Below are 20,223 nucleotides of genomic sequence, written 5' to 3'. Positions count from 1 at the left end.
TTTATAAGGAAGATGATACTCTTACTGAGTCGCGGCGGAAACGGCTGGCCATATATTGTTGTATACGCTGCTCATATTCGGCTACCTTGGCCGGGTCTACAAATACGCCAGCTGTTTTCTTCGCCGGATTGGCTGGCTGCGGTTTTTTCCACCCGATCATAACTAACATAACTGTGTCGAGCCTGGCTTTGTTTTCGGCTACCGACACGATCTCTCCCACTTCCACCTTGTCTATTTCCGGAAAAATGAGTTTCAGCTCGCGACTGGCACTGACCGGTGTAAAGCTATTAGCAAGGCGCATCAGGCTATCGGCTCGCTGGCTCTGCATCTTCTGGATCTCGATTGTCCGCAGGAAGTCTTTTGTCAGGTTATTGGTTATATCAGAAGCCATGCGGCGCACATCCTCTGCCGACACATCGAGCTGCACCAGTTTAACCTGGTGCTTCGAAAGGGAGTTGTTGGCCAGCAAGGTGTTGTAGTAGACAACGAGCGAGTCTGGCACTGGATTTCCGACGCTATATATCTTGATGATATTCAGCGAATCCGTATCGGTTACCTCCCACTTGATGATCTCGTTGTTGCGGCTGGCAAAATCACGTACGATCAGGTTCTCAATCTTTTTCTTGGTCTGCACGCTCATGTAGATGTTGTAAAGAAAATAGGCGCTCGGCGAAACCACTACAAAAAGCACCACAGCCATAATGCGGGCTACGCGGCGCTCCGTGGCTTTGTCCACGTAGTGCTTCGTGTCGAATTTGAGATACTTCACGATCAGGAAAGTGGCCAGGCTGATAAAAACGGCATTGATAAAGAAAAGGTAAAACCCTCCGAAGAAAAAGTCGAGGCGACCCAGAGCGAGTCCGTATCCGGCTGTGCAGAGCGGTGGCATCAACGCGGTGGCGATAGCCACACCAGGTATAGCGTTTGACTTATCGGACCTTGAGATGGAGACAATACCGGCCACACCGCCAAAGAAGGCGACCATTACATCAAGCAGGGTGGGTTTTGTGCGGGCCAGTAGTTCGTTGGTTGGTTCACCCAATGGTGTGATCATAAAGTAAAACGTACTCACGATCAGGCCAGCGGCCGCTGCAATGGACAGGTTCTTGACGGAGGCCCACAACATTTCGCGGTCGTTGATACCGACTGACAATCCTACCCCAAGTATGGGCGACATGAGTGGCGAGATAAGCATGGCCCCGATGATAACGGCTCCGGAGCCCGTATCCAAACCGATGGAGGCCAGCATGGCCGAGCAGATCAGCATCCAGGTATTGTTGCCGCGTACCGGTATCTTATCGTATATTTCGCGGATGGTGCCGGGCTCATCAGTCTCGTGGATGATGTTGAGCACACTGTCCAGTGCTTTCTTTAGCGAGTTAAAAATCATAAACAGGCAGTAGCAGTTGCTGTAAAAATAACCTTTTCCTGCTTAAGTTTACGATTATTAATTCAGCTTCGGTAGGTCTTGCAGCAGTGCGCAGTTCTTTTGCAGGGCTTCAATCATCTCATTTATCTTCTCCTGGTCTCCCCTGTTTTCGACAAAATTGGTTGCATCTGCCACGATCAGCTGTGCTTCCGCGGTGATCGCTTTCAGTCTTTTGGGATACGATTTTGCCGCAAGACACAGATTCTTGAGCAGGTTCAGCAAACGCAGCAAAATGACGGGGTCTTCTCTGCCATAGACGCGAATGGGGCCCAGGCACAGGCTGAGAAGCTCCTGGTAGTTTACCTCATCCAGCCGCAGGCGCAGTACATTTTCCTCGTCATGAAATATCTTCTCATCGGTGAGCCCCATCCGAACGATGAAGAGATCGGTAAGGTAATCGATTGCTTTTATGGCAGTGCCGGGGTCGTTTATGCTGGGGCTGAGCGCCTTAACGGCACTTTCGGTGATTTGCTTGAATCCATAAAGGTAATTGATATCCGCCAACTCCTCCTGATAATAGCTCATCTGGGTATGGAGCTCATCACAAAATGCCTCTTTATCTTTTAACTGACCGGATACCCTGGCAAAAGGCAGCCCTTTGATTACGAAATGGCCAAGGGGCTGCAAAAACTCCAGCACCACATTGTGTTTCCTGCAAAGCTCAATGACAGCGCTCTTATCCACTTTTTGCAAGTAGCCGCTCTTGCTGCTGTTGAGTAGTTGCCAGTCGCCAGATTCAAAAATGGCGGGAAGCTCTTTCCCTTCATCCTGCTCAAGTTCTTTGCGCAGCTTTTGTAGCGTCAGTTTATAGATGTCTTCGAGAATGTTGCCGATTTGAATAGCAGTGGAGATGGAGTGAATAAAATACACAAAAAAGGCCAGGCATAAGATGGTGAAGCACATGGCCATGAACACGGCCAAACCCGGCAGGTCAGTGTCATAGTGTTCGGAGCGAACGTTCACCATCACCACCAAGGTATAGATCAGTGTTCCCAGGAATAAACCGAGCACTTTCTGGTTCGACTTGGAAGTGATTAGCCCCGGAATAACCCGGGGCGAGAAGTTGGCGCTGGCCTGGTTGAGCACCAGCATGACCATAGTAAAGCCGAATACGATTAGCGAGAAAATACCCGTTGCGATCGAACTCAGGATCATGTTGGCTGTTTCGCCGTGCGTTATGATAAAAAAGGGAAGTTCGTCTTCGAGGGATTTGCTGATGCCGCGGGTTTCGAAATAAATCATCAGGACCGCTATTCCGAAAAAGAGCAGGGAGACCAAAGTAGGGTAAAAGCCAATGCTGGTATAGATGAACTGTGCAACAAGCTTTAGCCTGCTTGTGAATCTTTTCATATATGGGGTGGGTTGACCTCTACTGTTTACTGTCAGCTACAGGTATAGGTTGTAAAGCAAAAAGCCGGTAGCTTGGGGCTACCGGCTCCTAACCAGTGTATGTGTAACTTATTCGAATGCCGTCTGGGTGCGGCCGGCCTCCCAGCTCATCATTTTAAGCAGCGAGAGCCGCAGTAGCGGGTTTTCCTGCAATGCCTGCTGCACCCTCTCTTTGCTTAACCTGATCAGAACCGTAGGCTCGAGGGTGCGGGCTGTGAAACTGTATGTATCATGTAGCAGGTCGGTGATGCCAAGCAAAAAGTCGGGCGGGGCCACAACCTGCTCGTCTATGCCTGTTTTGTTATCTGCCAGAGTCACACTGCCCTGCGTCACCAGGTATAGAAAGGAAATCTTTTCTCCTTGTTTGAAAATACAGTTGCCGGTCCCCAGCGTTTCGGTCTGCCCTTGCAGCAGGCCCCTCTCTATGAAATCCCTTACTGACATTCTGGTGGGGTTTTATTGTATGGTAGCCTCTGGTTGTGGCTGTTCTTGCTTGTTTTTGCAATTCATACAGCAACCAGAGCAGGGCTTCTTTTTATGCTGCCGATAGGTGACCAGCGGTATGCGTGTGTGGAAGGCCATGGTCTTCATGTAGTTCGTGCTGAAGAGGCGTTCCATCAGGTAATTGTCCTGTGTGGCCAGTATGAGCAGGTCTGTGGCTGTCGCTTCTGAAAATTCGCTAATGCCTTCCAATACGTCTTCCTCTTCCAGCAGACGAAAAATCACTTCACGGCCTTTCAGCTGTTTCTCAAGAGCCAGCATGGCAGATTTGTAGGTACACAATTGGGACCGCTCCTCCTCTCCGTATACCTGCACCAGCGTCAGCCGTGCTTTAAGCTGCTGCGCGAAGTCAGCAATACGGAATAGCACGCGCTGGTCCTGATCTGTAAAGTCAGTGGCGAACACCAGATTCTTGAGCTTTTTGTATCGCACGGCGGCTGGAAGCACCATAACCGGGCACGACACCAGGTCCATGATTTTTGCCGTGCGCTCGGCTGCTTCGCCGGTAAGACCTTTGCTGTCGTGTGTCCCCGCATCCATCAGCACCAGATCGATCTGGTAATCCTGCACAACAGCCTGTATGCTATCACTTATTTGCCCCGGGCGCACAACACAGTCGAAAGGCGCGGCGACTTTGGAGGCATTGAATTCACGGCTGAACACGCGTTCTGCGAAAGAGCGGAGCTTTTGTATACAGTTGCTCTGCTGCGTAAACGTCAGGTCATTCGTTTTGCAGGCATGAAACAGGTATAGCTCCGCGCCCAGTGTATGGGCCAGTTGCCCGGCATAGTACAACAGGTCCTCCCCTGTTTCATTGAGGTCCAGCGGAACCAGAATGCGTTTCGTCTCCGATAGCGTTGTCATAGTCGTCATGATTAGTATAGTAAAGGTATAGGTAGATCGGTTCGGCCACAGTGAGCTGCATCACCCCAAAAAGTGATTTATAACATTATTGAGCCTACTGTTTATTTTGGCTTTGAGCAGCAGCTCATTTCGGTTGTATACTGCGCGGTTTGCACTACTTTGGGGCTAAGGTATGGGATTCCCAGGCCAAGGCCTCGCACAATGAACAGGACAGCCAGCACCATACCCACATACGGCACAGCCCGGTTAAACATGCCACGCACCTTCAGGCTGATGAGTTTTCCTGATAGGGAGACAATGTACATAAGCGGGAAAGTGCCCAGTCCGAACAGCGCCATATAAAGCATGGCTCCTCCTATACCTGGCGCGCTGATGGCACCGGCCAGGGCGATGTACACAAATCCGCATGGCAGGAGCCCGTTGAGCATGCCCACCATGAAAAGCGACCCAAGGGAGTTTTTCTGAAAATAGTAACCCAGTTTACGGCGAACCCAGGCCATAATTTTATCTGTTCCCATTACATGGGAGGCTTTGCCCTTGAATGCGGTCGGCAAAACGAGCAGCAGCAGAATCAGCACCCCCGAGACGATGGAAACAGTCTGTTGCAGGCCAGCCATTTCCAAAGACTGACCGAAGGCGCCTGCGAGCGCGCCCAACGATGCGTACGTTACGATGCGACCACCATTGTACAGGAGCCGACCAGCGTAGTAACGCCAACCGGAACTCCCGACAAATGGTAGCGCCATTGCTATAGGGCCGCACATCCCGACACAATGGAAACTGCCTAATAAACCAAATAGAAATCCTGCCCAGATCATGGCCTTACTTTATTTGGATCGTTTTCTCTGAATAATATGCTTCTTCACCATCACTGAAGTTCACACGAACTTTCCAGAGGCCTTTCTCAAGATCTCTTACCTCAATCAACTGGCTATGGTCACGGCCAAGCTGCATCGGCAGCTGTTTGTCGAGCTTGTCGTCGGAAGGACGAAACAGGGTGATGGTGCCGCTCAGGTCTTTGTCTTTGTAAGTGGCCGGAAGTTGCAGCAGAATGTTACCGGATTCTTCGCTGTACTGCAGCATTACATCGCCCAGGGCCTGGGTACGACGCACGCGGTCAATTTGATCCTGGAAGGCGATCTCCTGAGCGTAGTAGTCTTTGCTAACCAGGTCCACGTCCTGGTTCATGGCCTGGATCACAAAGTAGATGATGTAGCCCATAAAGGACAGCAGCCCAATTACGATAGCATAAGGCCAGAAAGTGAATTTTTTATCTTTATCAGTTTTCATGATGAATGCGCTTGAATGTTTGCTTACTAACTAAGCTGTTGTTATTTGGCAGGAGCCAGAAACTTGGTGTCCTGCGATGTGATCAGTTCGTCGCCATGGTACACCCCAATCTCAATCTTGGCGTTCATGCCGGTCAGTTGTTCTTGTGGAATCTCAGCGAAGAACACACCATCTGCCTTGCCCTGCGCTGGCAACACCAACTCACTGCCAACCATTTTAATCGTGCCGTCGGTGTTGTGCAATTTCAGAATCAATGGCATTTCTGTATTGGTTTTATTAATGACAGAAATGTTGTAAAGGTTCTTAACGGTGCCCTGCTCAGTTTTCTGGTACAACTGACCCGGTGTGCGCAGAATGGTGGCCTGTGCATCGTCGCGCGTCAGGAGCAGTGTGGTGAGTGCCACCAGGAGCAGCATCAGTACTGCACTGTAGCCCATTACACGCGGCGTAAACAGCTTCCACTGGCGCCCCTCGGCGATGGCCTCTTCCGAATCGTAGCGGATCAGGCCTTCCGGCTTATCGATCATGCGCATGATGTCGTTGCAGGCATCAATGCAGGCAGTACAGTTGATGCATTCAAGTTGCTGCGCTCCGTTGCGGATGTCTATACCTGTCGGGCATACCTGCACACACTGGTGGCAGTCAATACAGTCGCCTTCGGTGCGCTCCTGGCCTTTGCGCAGCTTGCCACGCGGCTCGCCACGCCCATAATCGTAGGCCACTGTCAGGCTTTTCTTGTCAAGCATCACGCCCTGCAGGCGGCCATACGGACAAACAATGGTACAGACCTGCTCACGAAAATAGGCAAACACCCAATAGAAAACGCCTGTAAAAGCAAGCAGTGAGCCAAAGCCCGCCATGTGGTTGATCGGGCCTTCCGAGATCACTTTTTTCAGTTCGTCTATCCCGATCACATAAGCCAGGAACACGTTGGCTATCACAAAGGAAATCAGTAGGAACACAAGTGTCTTTGCCCCTTTCTTTAAGACCTTCTCCGTGTTCCAGGGCATCTTGTTCAGTGCCCGCTGCTTGGTGTAGTCCCCCTCTATCAGGTATTCGATGCGCCTGAACACCATTTCCAGAAATATGGTCTGCGGACAGATCCAGCCACAGAACAAGCGGCCATACACCACTGTAAACAGTATAATGAACACCACCATGGCCAGGAAGGCAAGTACCAGGATGAAAAAGTCCTGCGGCCAGAAGAGGATGCCGAAGATCACGAACTTGCGCTCCACGATGTTGAGCATCAGCAGAGGCAATCCATTGATCTTGATGAAAGGCCCCACAAATAAAAATGCAAGTAAGCCATAGCTTACCCAATTCCTGTAGTCATAGAGCTTGCCCTTGGGCTTTTTAGGGTATACCCATACTCTTTTTCCATGCTCGTCTACAGTCGAGATGTGGTCCCGGAATTCGTCCGGGGCGGTGTGCAATTTTGTTGCCATGGCAGTTTAATTTGTGCGGATATTAATCCTGCCGGTTGAAAGATAAATTGGTTGCCTGAAGCCGCTCGGTGCTGCTCTTTGCTGATACAAAATTCCTGATTTGCGGTCTGTTAAAAGATGACCAATGTCATTCTTCCAGGTGATAGTGGTCAGTAATACCGCAAATGAAAAAAGGCAGGCACCCTTTCGAGCGCCCGCCTTTTCATCAAAAAGGGTTGGTTTACTGTTTTTCGCCCTGCGCCTCCTTGGCGTTGGGCGGGTTGGAGCCCTGCAGCGACAGGATATAGCTGCTCACTTCCAGCATCTGGTCTTTGGTCAGCTTACCCTGCCAAGGCACCATGCCTTTGCTTGGTACACCAAACTTCACCGTCTTGAAGATGTCATTCACGTCGCCACCGTGCAGCCAGTATTCGTCGGTTAGGTTCGGACCCACGGTGCCTTCACCGGCCTGGCCGTGGCAGGCCGCGCAATTCTGCAGGTAGATGGCCTTACCAGACTCTAGCGCTCCGGCGTCTGTCAGCACTTCGTAATCGGTCACGGCATTCGGGTCTTCCACGTTCTGGGCTGCAATCAGGGCTGCCTGCGCCATTTCCATTTCATACTCCTCTGTCTGCAGGGCGCCTGTGCGGAACACGTGGTAGTGCAGCATGTAGCCTACAGCAAACACGATGGTTACGTAGAACATGTACTTCCACCAGGGTGGCAGGTCGTTGTCGTACTCCTGTATCCCGTCGAAATCGTGGTTAGAGTGAATCTCATCTTTGGCCTTACCTGTCATTACGGTGGCATCACCACTCACCAAGGCATACACGCGACCTGAGAAAGTAGTCTGGAACTCCTCGTCTTTCAGCGAATCGCCCATCATCGGCACGATCACACGGAAGAGCATCACCAGCACCACAATAATCAACAGAATGATCAGGCCGACCAAACCATAGATGAAATGCACGATTGGTGGCAGGTCCATGAAAGCTACCTCCTGAGCAGCGGCCGGTGCTGCAGCTTCAGCGGTGGTTGTTGCTGCCGGTTCTGCTGCTACGACAGGTGCAGCGGCGCTGGCTTCTTTAATGTAAGCGATCACATGGTTGATGTCGTCATCGTTCAAAGAGCCACCAAAAGCCGGCATTGGCATTTTGTTGAACTTCTCGTAAACGGCTACCGCATCGGCATCACCTGAGGCGACCAGCTCCTGGGAGTTTTTAATGAACTTATGCAGCCACTCATCTCCACGGCGCTCGTGCACATTTTTCAGGGCGGGCCCTACCACATCAGCGTCCATGCTGTGGCAGGCGGCGCAGTTGCCTTCAAATATTTTCTTACCCTGCACCGCATCCTGCGCGAATGCCGAGGCGCCCGTCATCAGGACAAAACCAGCCGCCAGGGCCAGCTGTCTCAGTTTTTCCATGGGAGATTTCATTGTCTGTTCCCTCCTATTGTTTGATCTTGATCCTCGTCTGTGCAGGCAAAGCTGCTCATGCTGCTCACATACTCCTTTTTCATCAGGGCCACATACACTAACAGCCCTAGGAAGAACACAAAGAAGATAGTAAATGAAATGAGCGGATATATTTCGATGCCCTCTATGGCTTGTAACACGTTCTTGTACATTGTCTTAGACTTTGTGACTTTGAGACAAAGGACAAAAGACCAGGTTTTCTTATTCGAATTCTCCTTTGTCTTTTGTCACCATGTCCTTTGTCAGGTTTACTCCTGTGTTTCCTTCACTTTAATGTCCGTACCCAGACGCTGCAGGTAGGCGATCATGGCTACGATTTCGCTTTCAGGACGCACTTCGAGTCCTTCTTTTGCTAGGTCGGCGGTGATCTCACGGGCCTGCTTCATCAGTTCCTGGTTTGCGTTGGCGATGTATTCGTCCTCGTAAGGCACTCCCAGTTGCTTCAGAACTTTCAGTTTAGCCTCTGTCGTGGTCAGGTCCACGTCCTGCTCAAACAACCATGGGTAAGCCGGCATGATAGAGCCAGGCGACATGGAAGTCGGGTCGAGCATGTGGTGGTAGTGCCAGCTGTGCGGGTACTTACCGCCCACTCTGTGAAGATCCGGACCGGTACGCTTGGAGCCCCACAGGAAGTTGTGGTCGTACACGAACTCGCCTGCCTTGGAGTACTCACCATAACGCTCTGTCTCGGAGCGGAACGGACGAACCATTTGTGTATGGCAGTTCACACAACCCTCTTTGATGTACAGGTCACGTCCCTGTAGCTCCAGCGAGGTATAAGGCTTCACACTAGCGATGGTTGGTACGTTCGATTTGATCACGAAGGCAGGTATAAACTCTACCAGACCACCGATCAGGATCGCTACCGTTGCCCAGATAGCCATTTGGGTAGGACGCTTCTCGATCCAGCTGTGCCAGTGGCCGGCATTGTGGCTCTGCTCTTTTACAACCGGAGGCGCCACAGCGGCTTCGTTCGCTACCAGCGAGCCCATTTTGGCTGTTTTATAGAGGTTGAAGATCATCAGGAACACGCCGCTCAGGTATAGCACACCGCCAATACCACGCAGGTAGTACATCGGGATGATCTGGATTACAGTCTCCAGGAAGTTAGAGTACTGCAGGGTACCCTCCGGTGTGAACTGTTTCCACATCAAGCCTTGGGTGAAACCAGCCCAGTACATAGGTATAGCATAGAACAGGATACCCAGTGTGCCCAGCCAGAAGTGAGCGTTCGCCAGTTTTTTCGAGTATAAACCTTGCGTCTTGTACAGGCGTGGGAATAACCAGTACAGCATGGCAAATGTCAGGAAGCCGTTCCAGCCCAGAGCACCTACGTGCACGTGCGCTACGATCCAGTCGGTAAAGTGCGCAATGGCGTTTACGTTTTTCAAAGACAGCATCGGGCCTTCGAAAGTAGCCATACCGTAGGCAGTAACTGCTACTACCATAAATTTCAGCACCGGCTCTTCACGCACCTTGTCCCAGGCGCCACGCAGTGTCAACAGACCGTTGATCATACCACCCCAGCTTGGAGCGATCAGCATCACCGAGAACACAACGCCCAGTGACTGTGCCCAGTCAGGCAGAGAGGTATACAGCAAGTGGTGCGGACCAGCCCAGATGTAGATGAAGATCAGCGACCAGAAGTGGATAATGGATAGTCTGTAAGAATATACCGGACGATTTGCAGCCTTTGGCAGGAAGTAATACATCAGGCCTAGGAACGGCGTGGTCAGGAAGAACGCCACCGCATTGTGGCCATACCACCACTGCACCAGCGCATCCTGCACCCCGGCATAGCCAGAGTAGCTTTTCCAGAAGGTAACAGGCAGTTCGTAAGAGTTTACAATGTGCAGCACCGCTACTGTCAGGAACGTGGCAATGTAGAACCAGATGGCTACGTACATGTGCTTTTCGCGGCGCTTGGCAATGGTGCCAAACATGTTCCAGCCGAATACCACCCAAATCAGGGTGATGGCGATGTCGATTGGCCACTCCAGCTCGGCATACTCTTTAGATGTTGTGATACCCAGTGGAAGGGTAATGAGAGCGGCTACAATAATGAGTTGCCAGCCCCAGAAGTTTATTTTACTCAGTAAGTCACTGTACATGCGTGACTTGCAAAGGCGCTGCAGCGAGTAATACACCCCCATAAAGATGGCGTTACCAACAAAGGCAAAGATCACCGCATTGGTGTGCAGTGGCCTGATACGGCCGAAAGTTGTGTACTGGTTACCCATGTTCACATCCGGGTTGGCAAGCTGGAACGCGATCAGGGTACCGATGATCATACCGGCTACGCCCCAGAACACGGTGGCAATACCAAAGTCGCGAACGATCTTGTTGTCGTAGAAGAAGGATTCTGTACCCCCGGTGTCCTGCCCTACCCGCTTCGGGTTCGGCTCTAAGACGGTTCCTACATTAGTTGACATGTGCGGTGTCCTCCATTTGTTAAGATGTGGTTTGTAATACTGTTTGTTTGCTTGTTAATCATGTGCAAAATTGATAAATCAGCCTCTCCCAAAAGATGACCAATGTCACTCTTCCAGGTGATAGTCATCAGTAATCTAAGGGGCTTAAGGCTATTTCTGTCCTGGTTTCTTGGTTTTCGGTCCGCCACTCACCTCGTTTTCGAAGAGCATGCGAACTGCCGGGGTATAGTCGTCGTCGTACTGCCCGGATCGGACCGCCCACAGGAAAGCTGCCAGAAATCCAGCTGCTACGAGCACACTAATGGCGATAAGAATAAAGATGATATACATGGGAGTTTGGGATTTAGTGAGTTAGCGAATGAGAGAGTTAGCGATTGAGTTTGTGAATTAATAATGAGTAGTGATTAATGATTAATGATTAATGGGTGTGATGTGGCTAGTAAAGCAGATCCCTGACTCAATGTTCCCGGCTGCGGCTTACCAATCATTTATCTCCTTATTATGCACTATTCATTAATCACTCATTCACTCAATCACTCACTCACAAATAATTAAAGCCCCGCTTTTTTGGCGGCGTACTTCACGGAAAGTGTAGCGAAGGTCATCACGCTGAGCGTACTGATCGGCATCAGGATGGCGGATACGATCGGTGTGAAGAGCCCCATAACAGCCATAGTCAGACCCACCACGTTGTAAACCAGCGATACAGCGAAGGTCAGGAGGATGAGCGTCATGGTCTTCTTGGAGAAGTTCAGAAACGTGCTCAGCTTGTCAAAAGAACTGGCATCCAGGATGGCGTCGCAGGACGGTGAGAAGTTAGTCACGCTGTTGCTCAGCGCTATACCTGCATCGCTTTGCTTCAGGGCGCCGGCATCGTTCAGGCCATCCCCTACCATGAGCACCTGGCGATGCTCCTGTTCCTTTAACCGCTGGATGTACTCCAGTTTCTGAACAGGCGACTGGTTGAAACTCAGCTCGGCCTCGTTACCAAGTAACTCCCGCAGACGGGCGGCCTCATGGTCATTGTCTCCGGAGAGTACTGCTATTTTCTTGTCGTTCAGATCGCTCAGTACTTTTTTCAACCCTTCGCGGTACACGTTAAAGAAGGTATAGTAGCCGAGCACTACCCCATCGATAGAGACATAAACAGTGGTTTTGAGCGTATCTTTCTGCTTATCGGCAGGCACACCCAGGTAGGCGGCAGAACCGACCCGTACCAGTTTCCCATTTACCTCGCCAGCCAAACCCTTGCCCGTAAATTCCTGGAATGCGGAAACCGGTGCTGTGCTGCCCTTCATATTCGCGCTGATGCGCTGGCTGAGCGGGTGTGTAGAGTGACGCAGGACTGAAAATATCGCTTGTTCCTGCTCATCTGAAAGGGCTTTGCCTGTGTAGGTTACTTCAGCTTCGCTTGGCTCTGTCAGCGTACCGGTCTTGTCAAATACCACTGTATCAATTTTGGCCAGTCGCTCTACTACGCCGGTGTTTTTGAGGTAGAACTTGTTACGCCCGAATACCCGCATGGTATGGCCGTGCACAAAGGGCGTGGCCAGCGACAGGGCACAAGGACACGCAATGATGAGCACCGATGTGAAGGCTTTCATGGCAATGTCCATGTCGCGGGGCACCCAGTAGATCAGGGCTCCGGCAGCCACCATCAGGGTTACGATGATAAACCACTTGCCGGCAATGTTGGAATAAGTATGCAGGTACTGCTCTTCGTTCTTTGAGAAGACAGTGTCGTTCCAAAGTTGTGTCAGATAACCCTGCGACACCTCTTTGACTACTTCCAGCTCAATGCTCTCCCCCACCTGGCGACCACCGGCATAAATCACTTCTCCCACTACCTTCTCCACAGGCTCCGACTCACCCGACACAAAACTGTAGTCGATCATGGCTCTACCACGAAGTAAGATAGCGTCGGCAGGTATAAGTTCCTGGTTGCGAATACGGATGCGGTCGCCTACCTGAAGGTTTCGTACAGCTGTGGAGGACTCTTCTCCGTCCTCTTTCAGCACAGTAATAGAAACCGGGAAATAAGAGGTATAGTCGCGGTCGAAAGAGAGTGTGTCGTAAGTGCGCTGCTGGAAATATTTACCTATCAGCATAAAGAAAACCAGACCGGTAAATGAGTCCAGGTAGCCCGGGCCGCGGCCGGTAATGATGTCAAACAGCGATACGAAGAAAAGCGCCAACAGGCCGGTTGAGATCGGCAGGTCGATGTTGACCATGCGCTGCTTGATACCCTCCCAGGCAGAGGTGAAAAACCCGCGGGCGCTGTAGAAGAAAACAGGTATAGACAGCAATATACTCAGGTATCCAAAGAAGGAACCGAAGCTGTGCTGTAGCCCCTGCGTAAAGTCCAGGTAATCCGGGAAGGCCAGCAGCATGACGTTACCAAAGGCAAAACCGGCTATACCTAGCTTATAGATAATGGTACGGCTTTTTTTAGTGGTTTTCTTGCCGTCGGTATCGGCCAGCGTTATAGCAGGCTCATAGCCAATGCGGGTGAGTAACTCCACTACTTCGCGCAACGAGGTCTTCTCGTGAAAATAGGTCAAGGCTACTTCCTTGCGCATGAAGTTCACCGTTGTATCGGCTATACCTGGGTTCAGCTTAAACAGGTTCTCCAGCAGCCAGATACAGGAGCTGCAGTGCATCTGCGGAATGTAAAAGGTCAGTTTGCAGATCTTGTCGCTGCGGAAATTGATCAGTTGGGCTTCTACACCCGGGTCATCCAGGTAAGCAAAACGAGCTTCCGAAACTGGCTTTTTGCCAGACAGGCCCGGGCTCTCTTCCAGGTTATAGTATGTACAGAGGTTGTTCTCTTCGAGAAGTTCATAAACAGCTTTACACCCATTGCAGCAGAAAGCTTTTTCATGTGCTATGATGGGCTCGTCACCGCAGGAATCCCCGCAGTGGTAGCAGTTCTGAATATTGGTTTGGAGTGCGGCTTCCATCACAATTATCCTTTATTAATGTCTGGTACAAAGGTAATTGGCGGGTATAGCCTAAAAGATGATGCATGTCACTTTCTGAACTGATATACCTCAGTGCAAAGACCGGCCCGATGCTCGACCTTTGTATCATCAAGAATGACAAATAAGGCAGGCGGCAAAGCGCTGCGAGCCTCTTTAAGATAATGTTTTGTGATTAAAGTTTAGTGTTTAGTATAAGGTGATTTAGCTTAGAGGAGAGACTGAGCTACAATAACGGCAGGCGTCATACGGCTGCCGTTTTTTATTGCCTATACCTGTTTAAAAAGCGCTAGACGCCTAATCGTACATGTGGCTGATCTTGTACAGCTTTTCTTGGTCCAGAATGGTAATGGAACTGCCTTTGGCGGAAATCAGACCTTCGTCTTTGAACTCCGAAAGCAGTCGGATAGTGGTTTCCTTGGCTGTGCCGACGATGGAAGCCAGGTCTTCGCGTGAAATGGAGATGGTGAACTGGTCGTCGCCTTCCCGTTCCTGGTACGTTTTCTGAAGAAGCAGCAGGGCCTCTGCCAATCGCTCGCGCACCGGCTTGTAGGCCATTTGCACCATACGTTCCTCTGCCTCACCCAAGGCATTCGAGATCAGCTTCATCAGGCCACCAGCAAACTCCACATTCTGGCTGATCAGCTCCAGGAACTGTGAACGCGGAATAAAACAGATCACAGCATCCTCCAGCGCGACAGCAGACGCAGAGTAGTTCGTGTCGGCCATCAGGGCGCGGTAACCGATCAGATCGCCGGGTTTGGCCAGGCGCACGATCTGTTCCTTGCCGTCGCTTCCTAACTTGCCTATTTTGATCTTACCCGAGTTAATGCAGTAAAGTCCTGTGGGCTTGCCTCCCTCATGAAAGATCATCTGCCCTTTCTTGTAGGCGAAACAGGATTTTGTTTCAGAAAGGTGCGACAATTCAGAAGCCCTGCAGCAGCTCATCAGGGAGTGTGCGCGGCTCGAACAGTTCAGACAGTCAGGGTTAGTGAATTTCATAAGCAATCAGGATGCTACAAAAGTATGCAATCGCCTGCTATATCGTATGCCTTACAACATGCTTTTTTTGCAATTCGTTCTAAGGTTATACGTGTAAGTGTTTAGTCTTCAAAAAGAAAGCCCCCGCTGGTGGGCAGAGGCTTTGCAGTTTGCTATTCCTGACGTCGTGCTTACTCTTTAACAATGAGCTTTCCTTTCATCAGGGGTGTTTCGCTTGGGTAAGTATTCACGAATTCGAAAACACCGGCTGTGTCGGGCACTGTGAACTCCATTGTCACCGTCTGCCCAGGCAAAGCGAGTGGGGAAGCTGCCAGCAGAAGCGAACTGTCGGGCAGGTAGTTGCCAGAGGCGCCTGCCCTCCCTCCTTTCTGGGCTGCCTGAGCGGAATACCCTTCTTTGGTAAACACCATGTTATAGATCATCTTCGGGTCTTTGCCTTCGTTTGTGAAGGTTAGTTTAACCAATGTCCCGGTTTTTACCTCAATGGTGTCCTGGTCATAGTCCATGCTCTCCAGTTCTTCGCCCCCGGTAGCCCGGATGCTAACTTCCGCCACATTCTGCAGCGTAGTGTCTTGCGTTTCCTCTTGCTGTGTCAGGGGTTGGTCCGTTATTTTCTCCTGACTCTCTCCTGTTCCCGTCTCTCCTCCGCATGAGCAAGTCAGCAGGACTATAGGAACTATATATAACATATTTAATATTTTCATAATGCGTGTGTTAAGCGGTACAGTCTATACCTTTAGATTAGCTGAAAAGCTCCTGCTCTAACCGCTTGTCATGGCCGTAGATGTCATCCCGGAAATGCACGTTCCCGTCATCGTCAACCCAGCTGGTAAAGTAAACCAGGTATACCTGCACCTTCTTCGGTAAGGTAATCCAGATCTCCTCTCCTCCACGGATTGTCTCTTGAATGCGGCTTTCGTTCCACTCAGGCATGTCTTTCAGCACATACTGCGCCAAGTCCATCGGGCGCTCCAGCCTGACGCAGCCATGGCTGAACCCGCGCTGGGTCTGGCTGAACAAAGAGCCTGAAGGCGTGTCGTGCAGGTATACGGCGTGCTCATTTGGGAACAGGAACTTCATGGTACCCAGCGCATTCTTTGGTCCCGGACGCTGACGGACCATATACGGAAAGTCCTTTTCCGTGACTGAAGACCAGTCGATGGACGAAGGATCAATCTGCTTCGGGTTTTTCTCTTTGGTGACCACCTCCATGTTCTGCCCGGCGAGATAGCCGGGGTTGCGCAGCATGGCTGGGGCGATCTCTTTTTCTACGATGCTGTTGGGCACGTTCCAGAAAGGAGCCAGTACCACATATTCCATCTTATCGCTGAAAATGGGCGTGGAGTGCATGGTCTTCCCCACGATCACGTTCATTTCCAGTGTCTTCTTGTATGAGCGTTCTGCCTCCGGGCTGTTGCTTGGGTCTTCGTACACGTAGAGCTTATACTCCGGTATGTTTACCCAGATGTATTTCTGATCCAAACTTTTGGGAACGAGGCGTTTTGGTATCCAGCGCCAGCGCTCCATGTTCATCATGATCTGTTGGATGCGGTCCTCTACCGGTACATTCATCATGCGCAGCGTGTTGCCGCCCACTTTGCCATCTGGCACAATGCCATGTAGTTCCTGAAACGTTTTTACCTGTGCTACCAGCTTGTCGTCATATTGGCGCATGGCCGGATCGTTGGCATTGATCTGTGCATCTGGGTTCAGGCGCTTGCGCAGCGACAACACTACTGTTCCGGTGTCGCCCCTCTCAAGCATTTTGCGGTTGCCCAGTTCTATTTTGGCCCATCCTCCTTTTTCTTCTAAAGCGCGGTATTGCTGCAGGGCATTCCGGAGGTCAGCATAGCCTTTGTGTAGCGCTTCAAACTCGTAGTACGGATATGTGCTCTCCCGCTCTTTCAGGATGGTTTGCAGGGCTTTATGCAGTTTTATTTTGTTGTTGCGAACGCCCCACTGCACCTGTTTCACATCATTCGGGTTAATGCGCCCCTTATAAAAGTCTGAGGCGTAATTAAAATAGGTAGCCGTCAGGGCGATATCGATTTGCTGCTGTAGGTCCAATCGGGCTGAGTCCTTGCGGCCCATTTCGTTGTACCGGCTGATCATTTCGTCGAGGGCGACTACTTTGTACTCTTTCGGGTCAAGTCCTTCCTGGGCGGCGTTGTCCAGTGTCGAGATGAGCTTCTCTGACTCAGGCACCAGGTCCGAGCCCTTGAACCAGCCCAGTTTGTAATCCCGGTCGCCGTAAAAGAGGTAGATCAGGTCTTCGTGCTCTTTAAACTGCTTGTGCTTGCTGATGTAATTCTTTATGTACAGACTGTCTGTTTCACTGGCAGCCAGCGTGTTAAGGCCCAGTATTTCTTTTACACCGCCTTCTTCTTTTTTATCACCGCTTTTGTTGCAGGAGGCAAGGCTTGTAAGACAGAGTATGACCAAAGCTATTGGTCGTAACTTCTCTTGGATGAAAGGGTTCATGTTTGTTGGTTTAATGGCTTAGGGCGATCGGTTGGAAAGAGGCTATATTAAGTCTCGCTTAAAATTGTGCTATTTCTCTGTAGTCTATACCTTCTCGCTTCGATTTTGCTTATGTACTTTAATCTGGCACAAAATGTTGTATACATGTCTCCGAAGCGCGTCGGATACACCAGTGCGCAGTTCAATAGTGTGAGGTAGGTTCATTGGAATGACAGTGAATACTACTATAACATTCTACGTATGGGCTTCAACTGCCGATTCATATATGTGCCGCTACTTTTCAGTTGCAGACAAAAAATGTATCTTACCCCTCCATAACTAAAGTTAACCATGACTCCATACCGTAAAATTTTACTTGGACTGGGCTTGGCCGGCAGCCTGCAGCTTGGCGCCTGCTCCACCCAAACCACCACTACGACAGATGAAACTATGACAGCAGAACAACAAAGTATGGCCAACACGCCAGCCGACGTACACAGCTACGCTAAGCCAACTGAGGCGGTAGCGCGTCACCTCGACCTGGACATCGCCGTGAACTTCGACAAAAAAGTGATTTCCGGTAAGGCCTCGTACCAGATCGAGAACCTTGCCAAAGGCAACGAGATTGTTTTTGACACCCGCGGGCTTGAGATTGAGCAGGTATTCCTGGGCAAGGAGCAAACGCCTACTACCTTCAGGCTCGGTGACGAAAAGGAATTCTTGGGTCGTCCGCTGATCATCGATATTCAGCCGGAGACAGATTACGTGACCATCCAGTACCGCACCACGGCCAATGCAGATGCCCTGCAGTGGCTCAACCCACAGCAGACCGCCGGCAAAAAGTACCCGTTCCTGTTCACACAGTCGCAGGCGATCCTGGCCCGTACCTGGATTCCGATACAGGACAGCCCAGGCATACGCATTACATACAGTGCCAACGTGCAGGTGCCCAAGGAGCTGATGGCCGTGATGAGTGCCGAAAACCCGCAGCAGAGAAACAACACCGGCAGCTATACCTTCGAAATGCGCCAGGCAATCCCTTCCTACCTCATGGCCCTTTCTGTGGGTGATATGGTATTTAAGCCGATCGGACAGCAGACGGGTATTTACGCCGAGCCAGCCACTATTGATGCTGCCGTGTACGAGTTTGCGGAGATGGATAAAATGCTGGTTGCCGCTGAAAAACTTTATGGCAAATACCGCTGGGATCGCTACGATCTGCTGGTGCTCCCTCCTTCCTTTCCGTTCGGAGGTATGGAAAACCCGCGCCTCACGTTCGTGACGCCTACCGTGCTGGCCAAAGACCGCTCGCTTACCAGCCTGATCGCGCACGAACTGGCGCATAGCTGGAGCGGCAACCTCGTGACCAACGCCACCTGGGATGATTTCTGGCTGAACGAAGGCTTTACCGTTTACTTCGAGCGCCGCATAATGGAAGAGATTTACGGAAAAGACTATGCAGACATGCTCAACGTTTTGGGCTACCAGGACTTACAGAACACGCTGCAGGAAATTGGACCTGAGAGCGACGATACCCGCCTGAAACTTGACCTGGAAGGCCGTGACCCGGATGAAGGGCTTACGGATATCGCATACGAGAAAGGCAATTTCTTTTTGCAGAACATAGAGCGCGTAGTGGGCCGTGAGCGCTTCGATCAGTTCCTGAACAAGTATTTCCAGACGTTCGCTTTCCAAAGCACGAACACAGACCTCTTCCTGGATTTTCTGCGAAAAGAGCTCATACAGGGCGATGAGAAAATAGCTGAGCAAATCAATATTGAAGGTTGGGTCTATACGCCAGGTCTTCCGGAAGATCACCAGAAGCCGACTTCCAAGCGTTTTGCCCAGGTAGAAGAATCCTTTAAGGCATGGCAGGGCGGTAAGCCAGCGAGCCAACTACAGACCAAAGACTGGTCGAGCCACGAGTGGCTGCACTTTATCCGTATGCTGCCTGAGCAAATGAGCCAACAGCAAATGGCGGACCTGGACAAGGCCTTTGGCTTTACGAAGTCCGGTAACTCTGAGGTACTGGCTGCCTGGTTCATCCATACGATCCGCAATAATTATGCTGCGGCAGACCAGGCGCTCGATAACTTCCTTACCAATGTGGGGCGTCGCAAGTTTTTGGTGCCGATTTACAAGACGCTGGTGGCTACGCCTGCCGGTAAGAAAAAGGCGCAGGAAATTTACGTGCGGGCCAAACCAAACTACCATGCTGTATCAACCAACACACTGGATGCTATGCTCAAATAGGTATAGACATACCTAAACAAAAAAGCCCTGCAGCAATGCGGGGCTTTTTTGTTGGCATAAGTATAAAAGAAAAAAATCTGTCTCCTTCTGGCCAGCTTGGTTAGCATGGGGAAAGGACAGATTTTTTTCCTTATGTCTTTAAAAGGCTTACTTTGCCCCTTTGTGTTCAGCTTTCACGTTGATCTTGCTCTCTGCCAGATCAGTCAGTTTTAAGTCTGTGGCTTTTTCTTCCTCCAGTGTCATGAGCAACAATTTCAGGATCTCCTTGTGACCTAGCTGCTTGGCATAGGTGCAAAGAGTGCCGTAACCGGCAATTTCGTAGTGCTCCACACGCTGGGCCGAAGCGATCAGGGCGGCGTCCATTACATCAGAGTCAGCGTTTTCGGACATCATGTCCTGCGCCTCCTTGATGATGCCTTCCATCGCCTTACACTTCTCTCCGGAGGCTTTCATGCCCAAAAGGTCGAAGACTTGCTCCAGTCGCTCAATTTGTTTTTCTGTTTCGCTGAGGTGCATCTCAAATGCTTTCTTCAACTGTGAAGAAGAAGCCTCCTTCATCATTTTAGGAAGCGCTTTGGTGATCTGCTTTTCAGCGTTGTAAATATCCTTGAGTTCGTGGATGAATAAGTCGTTCAGGTTGTTAAGTTTCATAGCTTGGAAAGGTTTAGCGTCGTACATAATTGCAAGCCTAAGCTTGTGTGATTACTATACGGGATGATGT

Annotated in this window: 16 protein-coding genes; 1 reads left to right on the top strand and 15 read right to left on the bottom strand. The window is 50.7% G+C overall.

Annotated features, from left to right (window positions below; genetic code table 11):
* Nucleotide 1: 1 nt before the first annotated feature.
* The 14 genes from BD749_RS02030 to BD749_RS01960 all read right to left on the bottom strand — a co-directional run bounded on the left by BD749_RS02030 (nt 2) and on the right by BD749_RS01960 (nt 17,270).
* Nucleotides 2–1,390: a TIGR00341 family protein gene (locus BD749_RS02030; protein WP_101442706.1), complete on the bottom strand. Its 1,389-nt coding sequence runs from the start codon at nt 1,388–1,390 to the stop codon at nt 2–4.
* Nucleotides 1,391–1,447: 57 nt separating this feature from the next.
* A complete protein-coding gene (locus tag BD749_RS02025) occupies nt 1,448–2,779 on the bottom strand; it encodes a DUF2254 domain-containing protein (RefSeq protein WP_101442705.1) in 1,332 nt (443 codons plus the stop codon).
* 108 nt (nt 2,780–2,887) lie between these two features.
* Nucleotides 2,888–3,262 carry a Crp/Fnr family transcriptional regulator gene (locus tag BD749_RS02020; protein ID WP_101442704.1) on the bottom strand — a complete coding sequence of 125 codons (375 nt, stop codon included), beginning with the start codon at nt 3,260–3,262 and terminating at the stop codon, nt 2,888–2,890.
* A 12-nt stretch (nt 3,263–3,274) separates the two neighbouring features.
* Complete coding sequence (locus BD749_RS02015; RefSeq protein WP_101442703.1) at nt 3,275–4,192, bottom strand: universal stress protein; 918 nt, start codon at nt 4,190–4,192, stop codon at nt 3,275–3,277.
* 92 nt (nt 4,193–4,284) lie between these two features.
* Nucleotides 4,285–5,001: a sulfite exporter TauE/SafE family protein gene (locus BD749_RS02010; protein WP_101442702.1), complete on the bottom strand. Its 717-nt coding sequence runs from the start codon at nt 4,999–5,001 to the stop codon at nt 4,285–4,287.
* Between the two features lie 4 nt (nt 5,002–5,005).
* The gene (locus BD749_RS02005) at nt 5,006–5,473 is read right to left on the bottom strand and encodes a FixH family protein (protein ID WP_101442701.1); all 468 of its coding nucleotides are present in this window, start codon (nt 5,471–5,473) and stop codon (nt 5,006–5,008) included.
* A gap of 41 nt (nt 5,474–5,514) precedes the next feature.
* Complete coding sequence (gene ccoG, locus BD749_RS02000; protein WP_101442700.1) at nt 5,515–6,921, bottom strand: cytochrome c oxidase accessory protein CcoG; 1,407 nt, start codon at nt 6,919–6,921, stop codon at nt 5,515–5,517.
* 220 nt (nt 6,922–7,141) lie between these two features.
* A complete protein-coding gene (locus BD749_RS01995) occupies nt 7,142–8,326 on the bottom strand; it encodes a c-type cytochrome (RefSeq protein WP_245868635.1) in 1,185 nt (394 codons plus the stop codon).
* Nucleotides 8,327–8,625: 299 nt separating this feature from the next.
* Nucleotides 8,626–10,809, bottom strand: a complete 2,184-nt coding sequence (gene ccoN, locus BD749_RS01985; protein WP_101442697.1) for a cytochrome-c oxidase, cbb3-type subunit I — start codon at nt 10,807–10,809, stop codon at nt 8,626–8,628.
* A 150-nt stretch (nt 10,810–10,959) separates the two neighbouring features.
* Entirely contained in the window at nt 10,960–11,139 is a 180-nt protein-coding gene (ccoS, locus tag BD749_RS01980; RefSeq protein WP_101442696.1) for a cbb3-type cytochrome oxidase assembly protein CcoS, read from the bottom strand.
* Nucleotides 11,140–11,360: 221 nt separating this feature from the next.
* Nucleotides 11,361–13,769, bottom strand: a complete 2,409-nt coding sequence (locus tag BD749_RS01975; protein WP_101442695.1) for a heavy metal translocating P-type ATPase — start codon at nt 13,767–13,769, stop codon at nt 11,361–11,363.
* Between the two features lie 315 nt (nt 13,770–14,084).
* Nucleotides 14,085–14,789: a Crp/Fnr family transcriptional regulator gene (locus tag BD749_RS01970; protein ID WP_101442694.1), complete on the bottom strand. Its 705-nt coding sequence runs from the start codon at nt 14,787–14,789 to the stop codon at nt 14,085–14,087.
* A gap of 170 nt (nt 14,790–14,959) precedes the next feature.
* A complete protein-coding gene (locus tag BD749_RS01965) occupies nt 14,960–15,478 on the bottom strand; it encodes a plastocyanin/azurin family copper-binding protein (RefSeq protein WP_245868632.1) in 519 nt (172 codons plus the stop codon).
* Nucleotides 15,479–15,530: 52 nt separating this feature from the next.
* Complete coding sequence (locus BD749_RS01960) at nt 15,531–17,270, bottom strand: L,D-transpeptidase family protein (RefSeq protein ID WP_101442692.1); 1,740 nt, start codon at nt 17,268–17,270, stop codon at nt 15,531–15,533.
* 330 nt (nt 17,271–17,600) lie between these two features.
* On the opposite strand from BD749_RS01960, the gene BD749_RS01955 reads away from it, so the two are divergent.
* Complete coding sequence (locus BD749_RS01955) at nt 17,601–19,502, top strand: M1 family metallopeptidase (RefSeq protein ID WP_245868629.1); 1,902 nt, start codon at nt 17,601–17,603, stop codon at nt 19,500–19,502.
* A 147-nt stretch (nt 19,503–19,649) separates the two neighbouring features.
* Here the strand turns inward: BD749_RS01955 and BD749_RS01950 are convergent, their stop codons facing one another.
* A complete protein-coding gene (locus tag BD749_RS01950) occupies nt 19,650–20,153 on the bottom strand; it encodes a YciE/YciF ferroxidase family protein (protein ID WP_101442691.1) in 504 nt (167 codons plus the stop codon).
* Nucleotides 20,154–20,223 lie beyond the last annotated feature (70 nt).

Source organism: Pontibacter ramchanderi (genome assembly GCF_002846395.1).
Lineage (GTDB): Bacteria > Bacteroidota > Bacteroidia > Cytophagales > Hymenobacteraceae > Pontibacter > Pontibacter ramchanderi.
The sequence above is the reverse complement of the archived record's forward strand: the minus strand, read 5'-3'. Positions and strand labels throughout refer to the sequence as shown.

Coding starts and splice junctions, on each gene's coding strand:
- ccoG (WP_101442700.1), bottom strand. CDS start 6,921: ATGGCAACAAAATTGCACACCGCCCCGGACGAATTCCGGGACCACATC.
- BD749_RS02025 (WP_101442705.1), bottom strand. CDS start 2,779: ATGAAAAGATTCACAAGCAGGCTAAAGCTTGTTGCACAGTTCATCTAT.
- BD749_RS01960 (WP_101442692.1), bottom strand. CDS start 17,270: ATGAACCCTTTCATCCAAGAGAAGTTACGACCAATAGCTTTGGTCATA.
- BD749_RS01975 (WP_101442695.1), bottom strand. CDS start 13,769: ATGGAAGCCGCACTCCAAACCAATATTCAGAACTGCTACCACTGCGGG.
- BD749_RS02030 (WP_101442706.1), bottom strand. CDS start 1,390: ATGATTTTTAACTCGCTAAAGAAAGCACTGGACAGTGTGCTCAACATC.
- BD749_RS02020 (WP_101442704.1), bottom strand. CDS start 3,262: ATGTCAGTAAGGGATTTCATAGAGAGGGGCCTGCTGCAAGGGCAGACC.
- BD749_RS01970 (WP_101442694.1), bottom strand. CDS start 14,789: ATGAAATTCACTAACCCTGACTGTCTGAACTGTTCGAGCCGCGCACAC.
- BD749_RS01995 (WP_245868635.1), bottom strand. CDS start 8,326: ATGGAAAAACTGAGACAGCTGGCCCTGGCGGCTGGTTTTGTCCTGATG.
- ccoN (WP_101442697.1), bottom strand. CDS start 10,809: ATGTCAACTAATGTAGGAACCGTCTTAGAGCCGAACCCGAAGCGGGTA.
- BD749_RS01950 (WP_101442691.1), bottom strand. CDS start 20,153: ATGAAACTTAACAACCTGAACGACTTATTCATCCACGAACTCAAGGAT.
- ccoS (WP_101442696.1), bottom strand. CDS start 11,139: ATGTATATCATCTTTATTCTTATCGCCATTAGTGTGCTCGTAGCAGCT.
- BD749_RS01955 (WP_245868629.1), top strand. CDS start 17,601: ATGACTCCATACCGTAAAATTTTACTTGGACTGGGCTTGGCCGGCAGC.
- BD749_RS02005 (WP_101442701.1), bottom strand. CDS start 5,473: ATGAAAACTGATAAAGATAAAAAATTCACTTTCTGGCCTTATGCTATC.
- BD749_RS01965 (WP_245868632.1), bottom strand. CDS start 15,478: ATGTTATATATAGTTCCTATAGTCCTGCTGACTTGCTCATGCGGAGGA.
- BD749_RS02010 (WP_101442702.1), bottom strand. CDS start 5,001: ATGATCTGGGCAGGATTTCTATTTGGTTTATTAGGCAGTTTCCATTGT.
- BD749_RS02015 (WP_101442703.1), bottom strand. CDS start 4,192: ATGACGACTATGACAACGCTATCGGAGACGAAACGCATTCTGGTTCCG.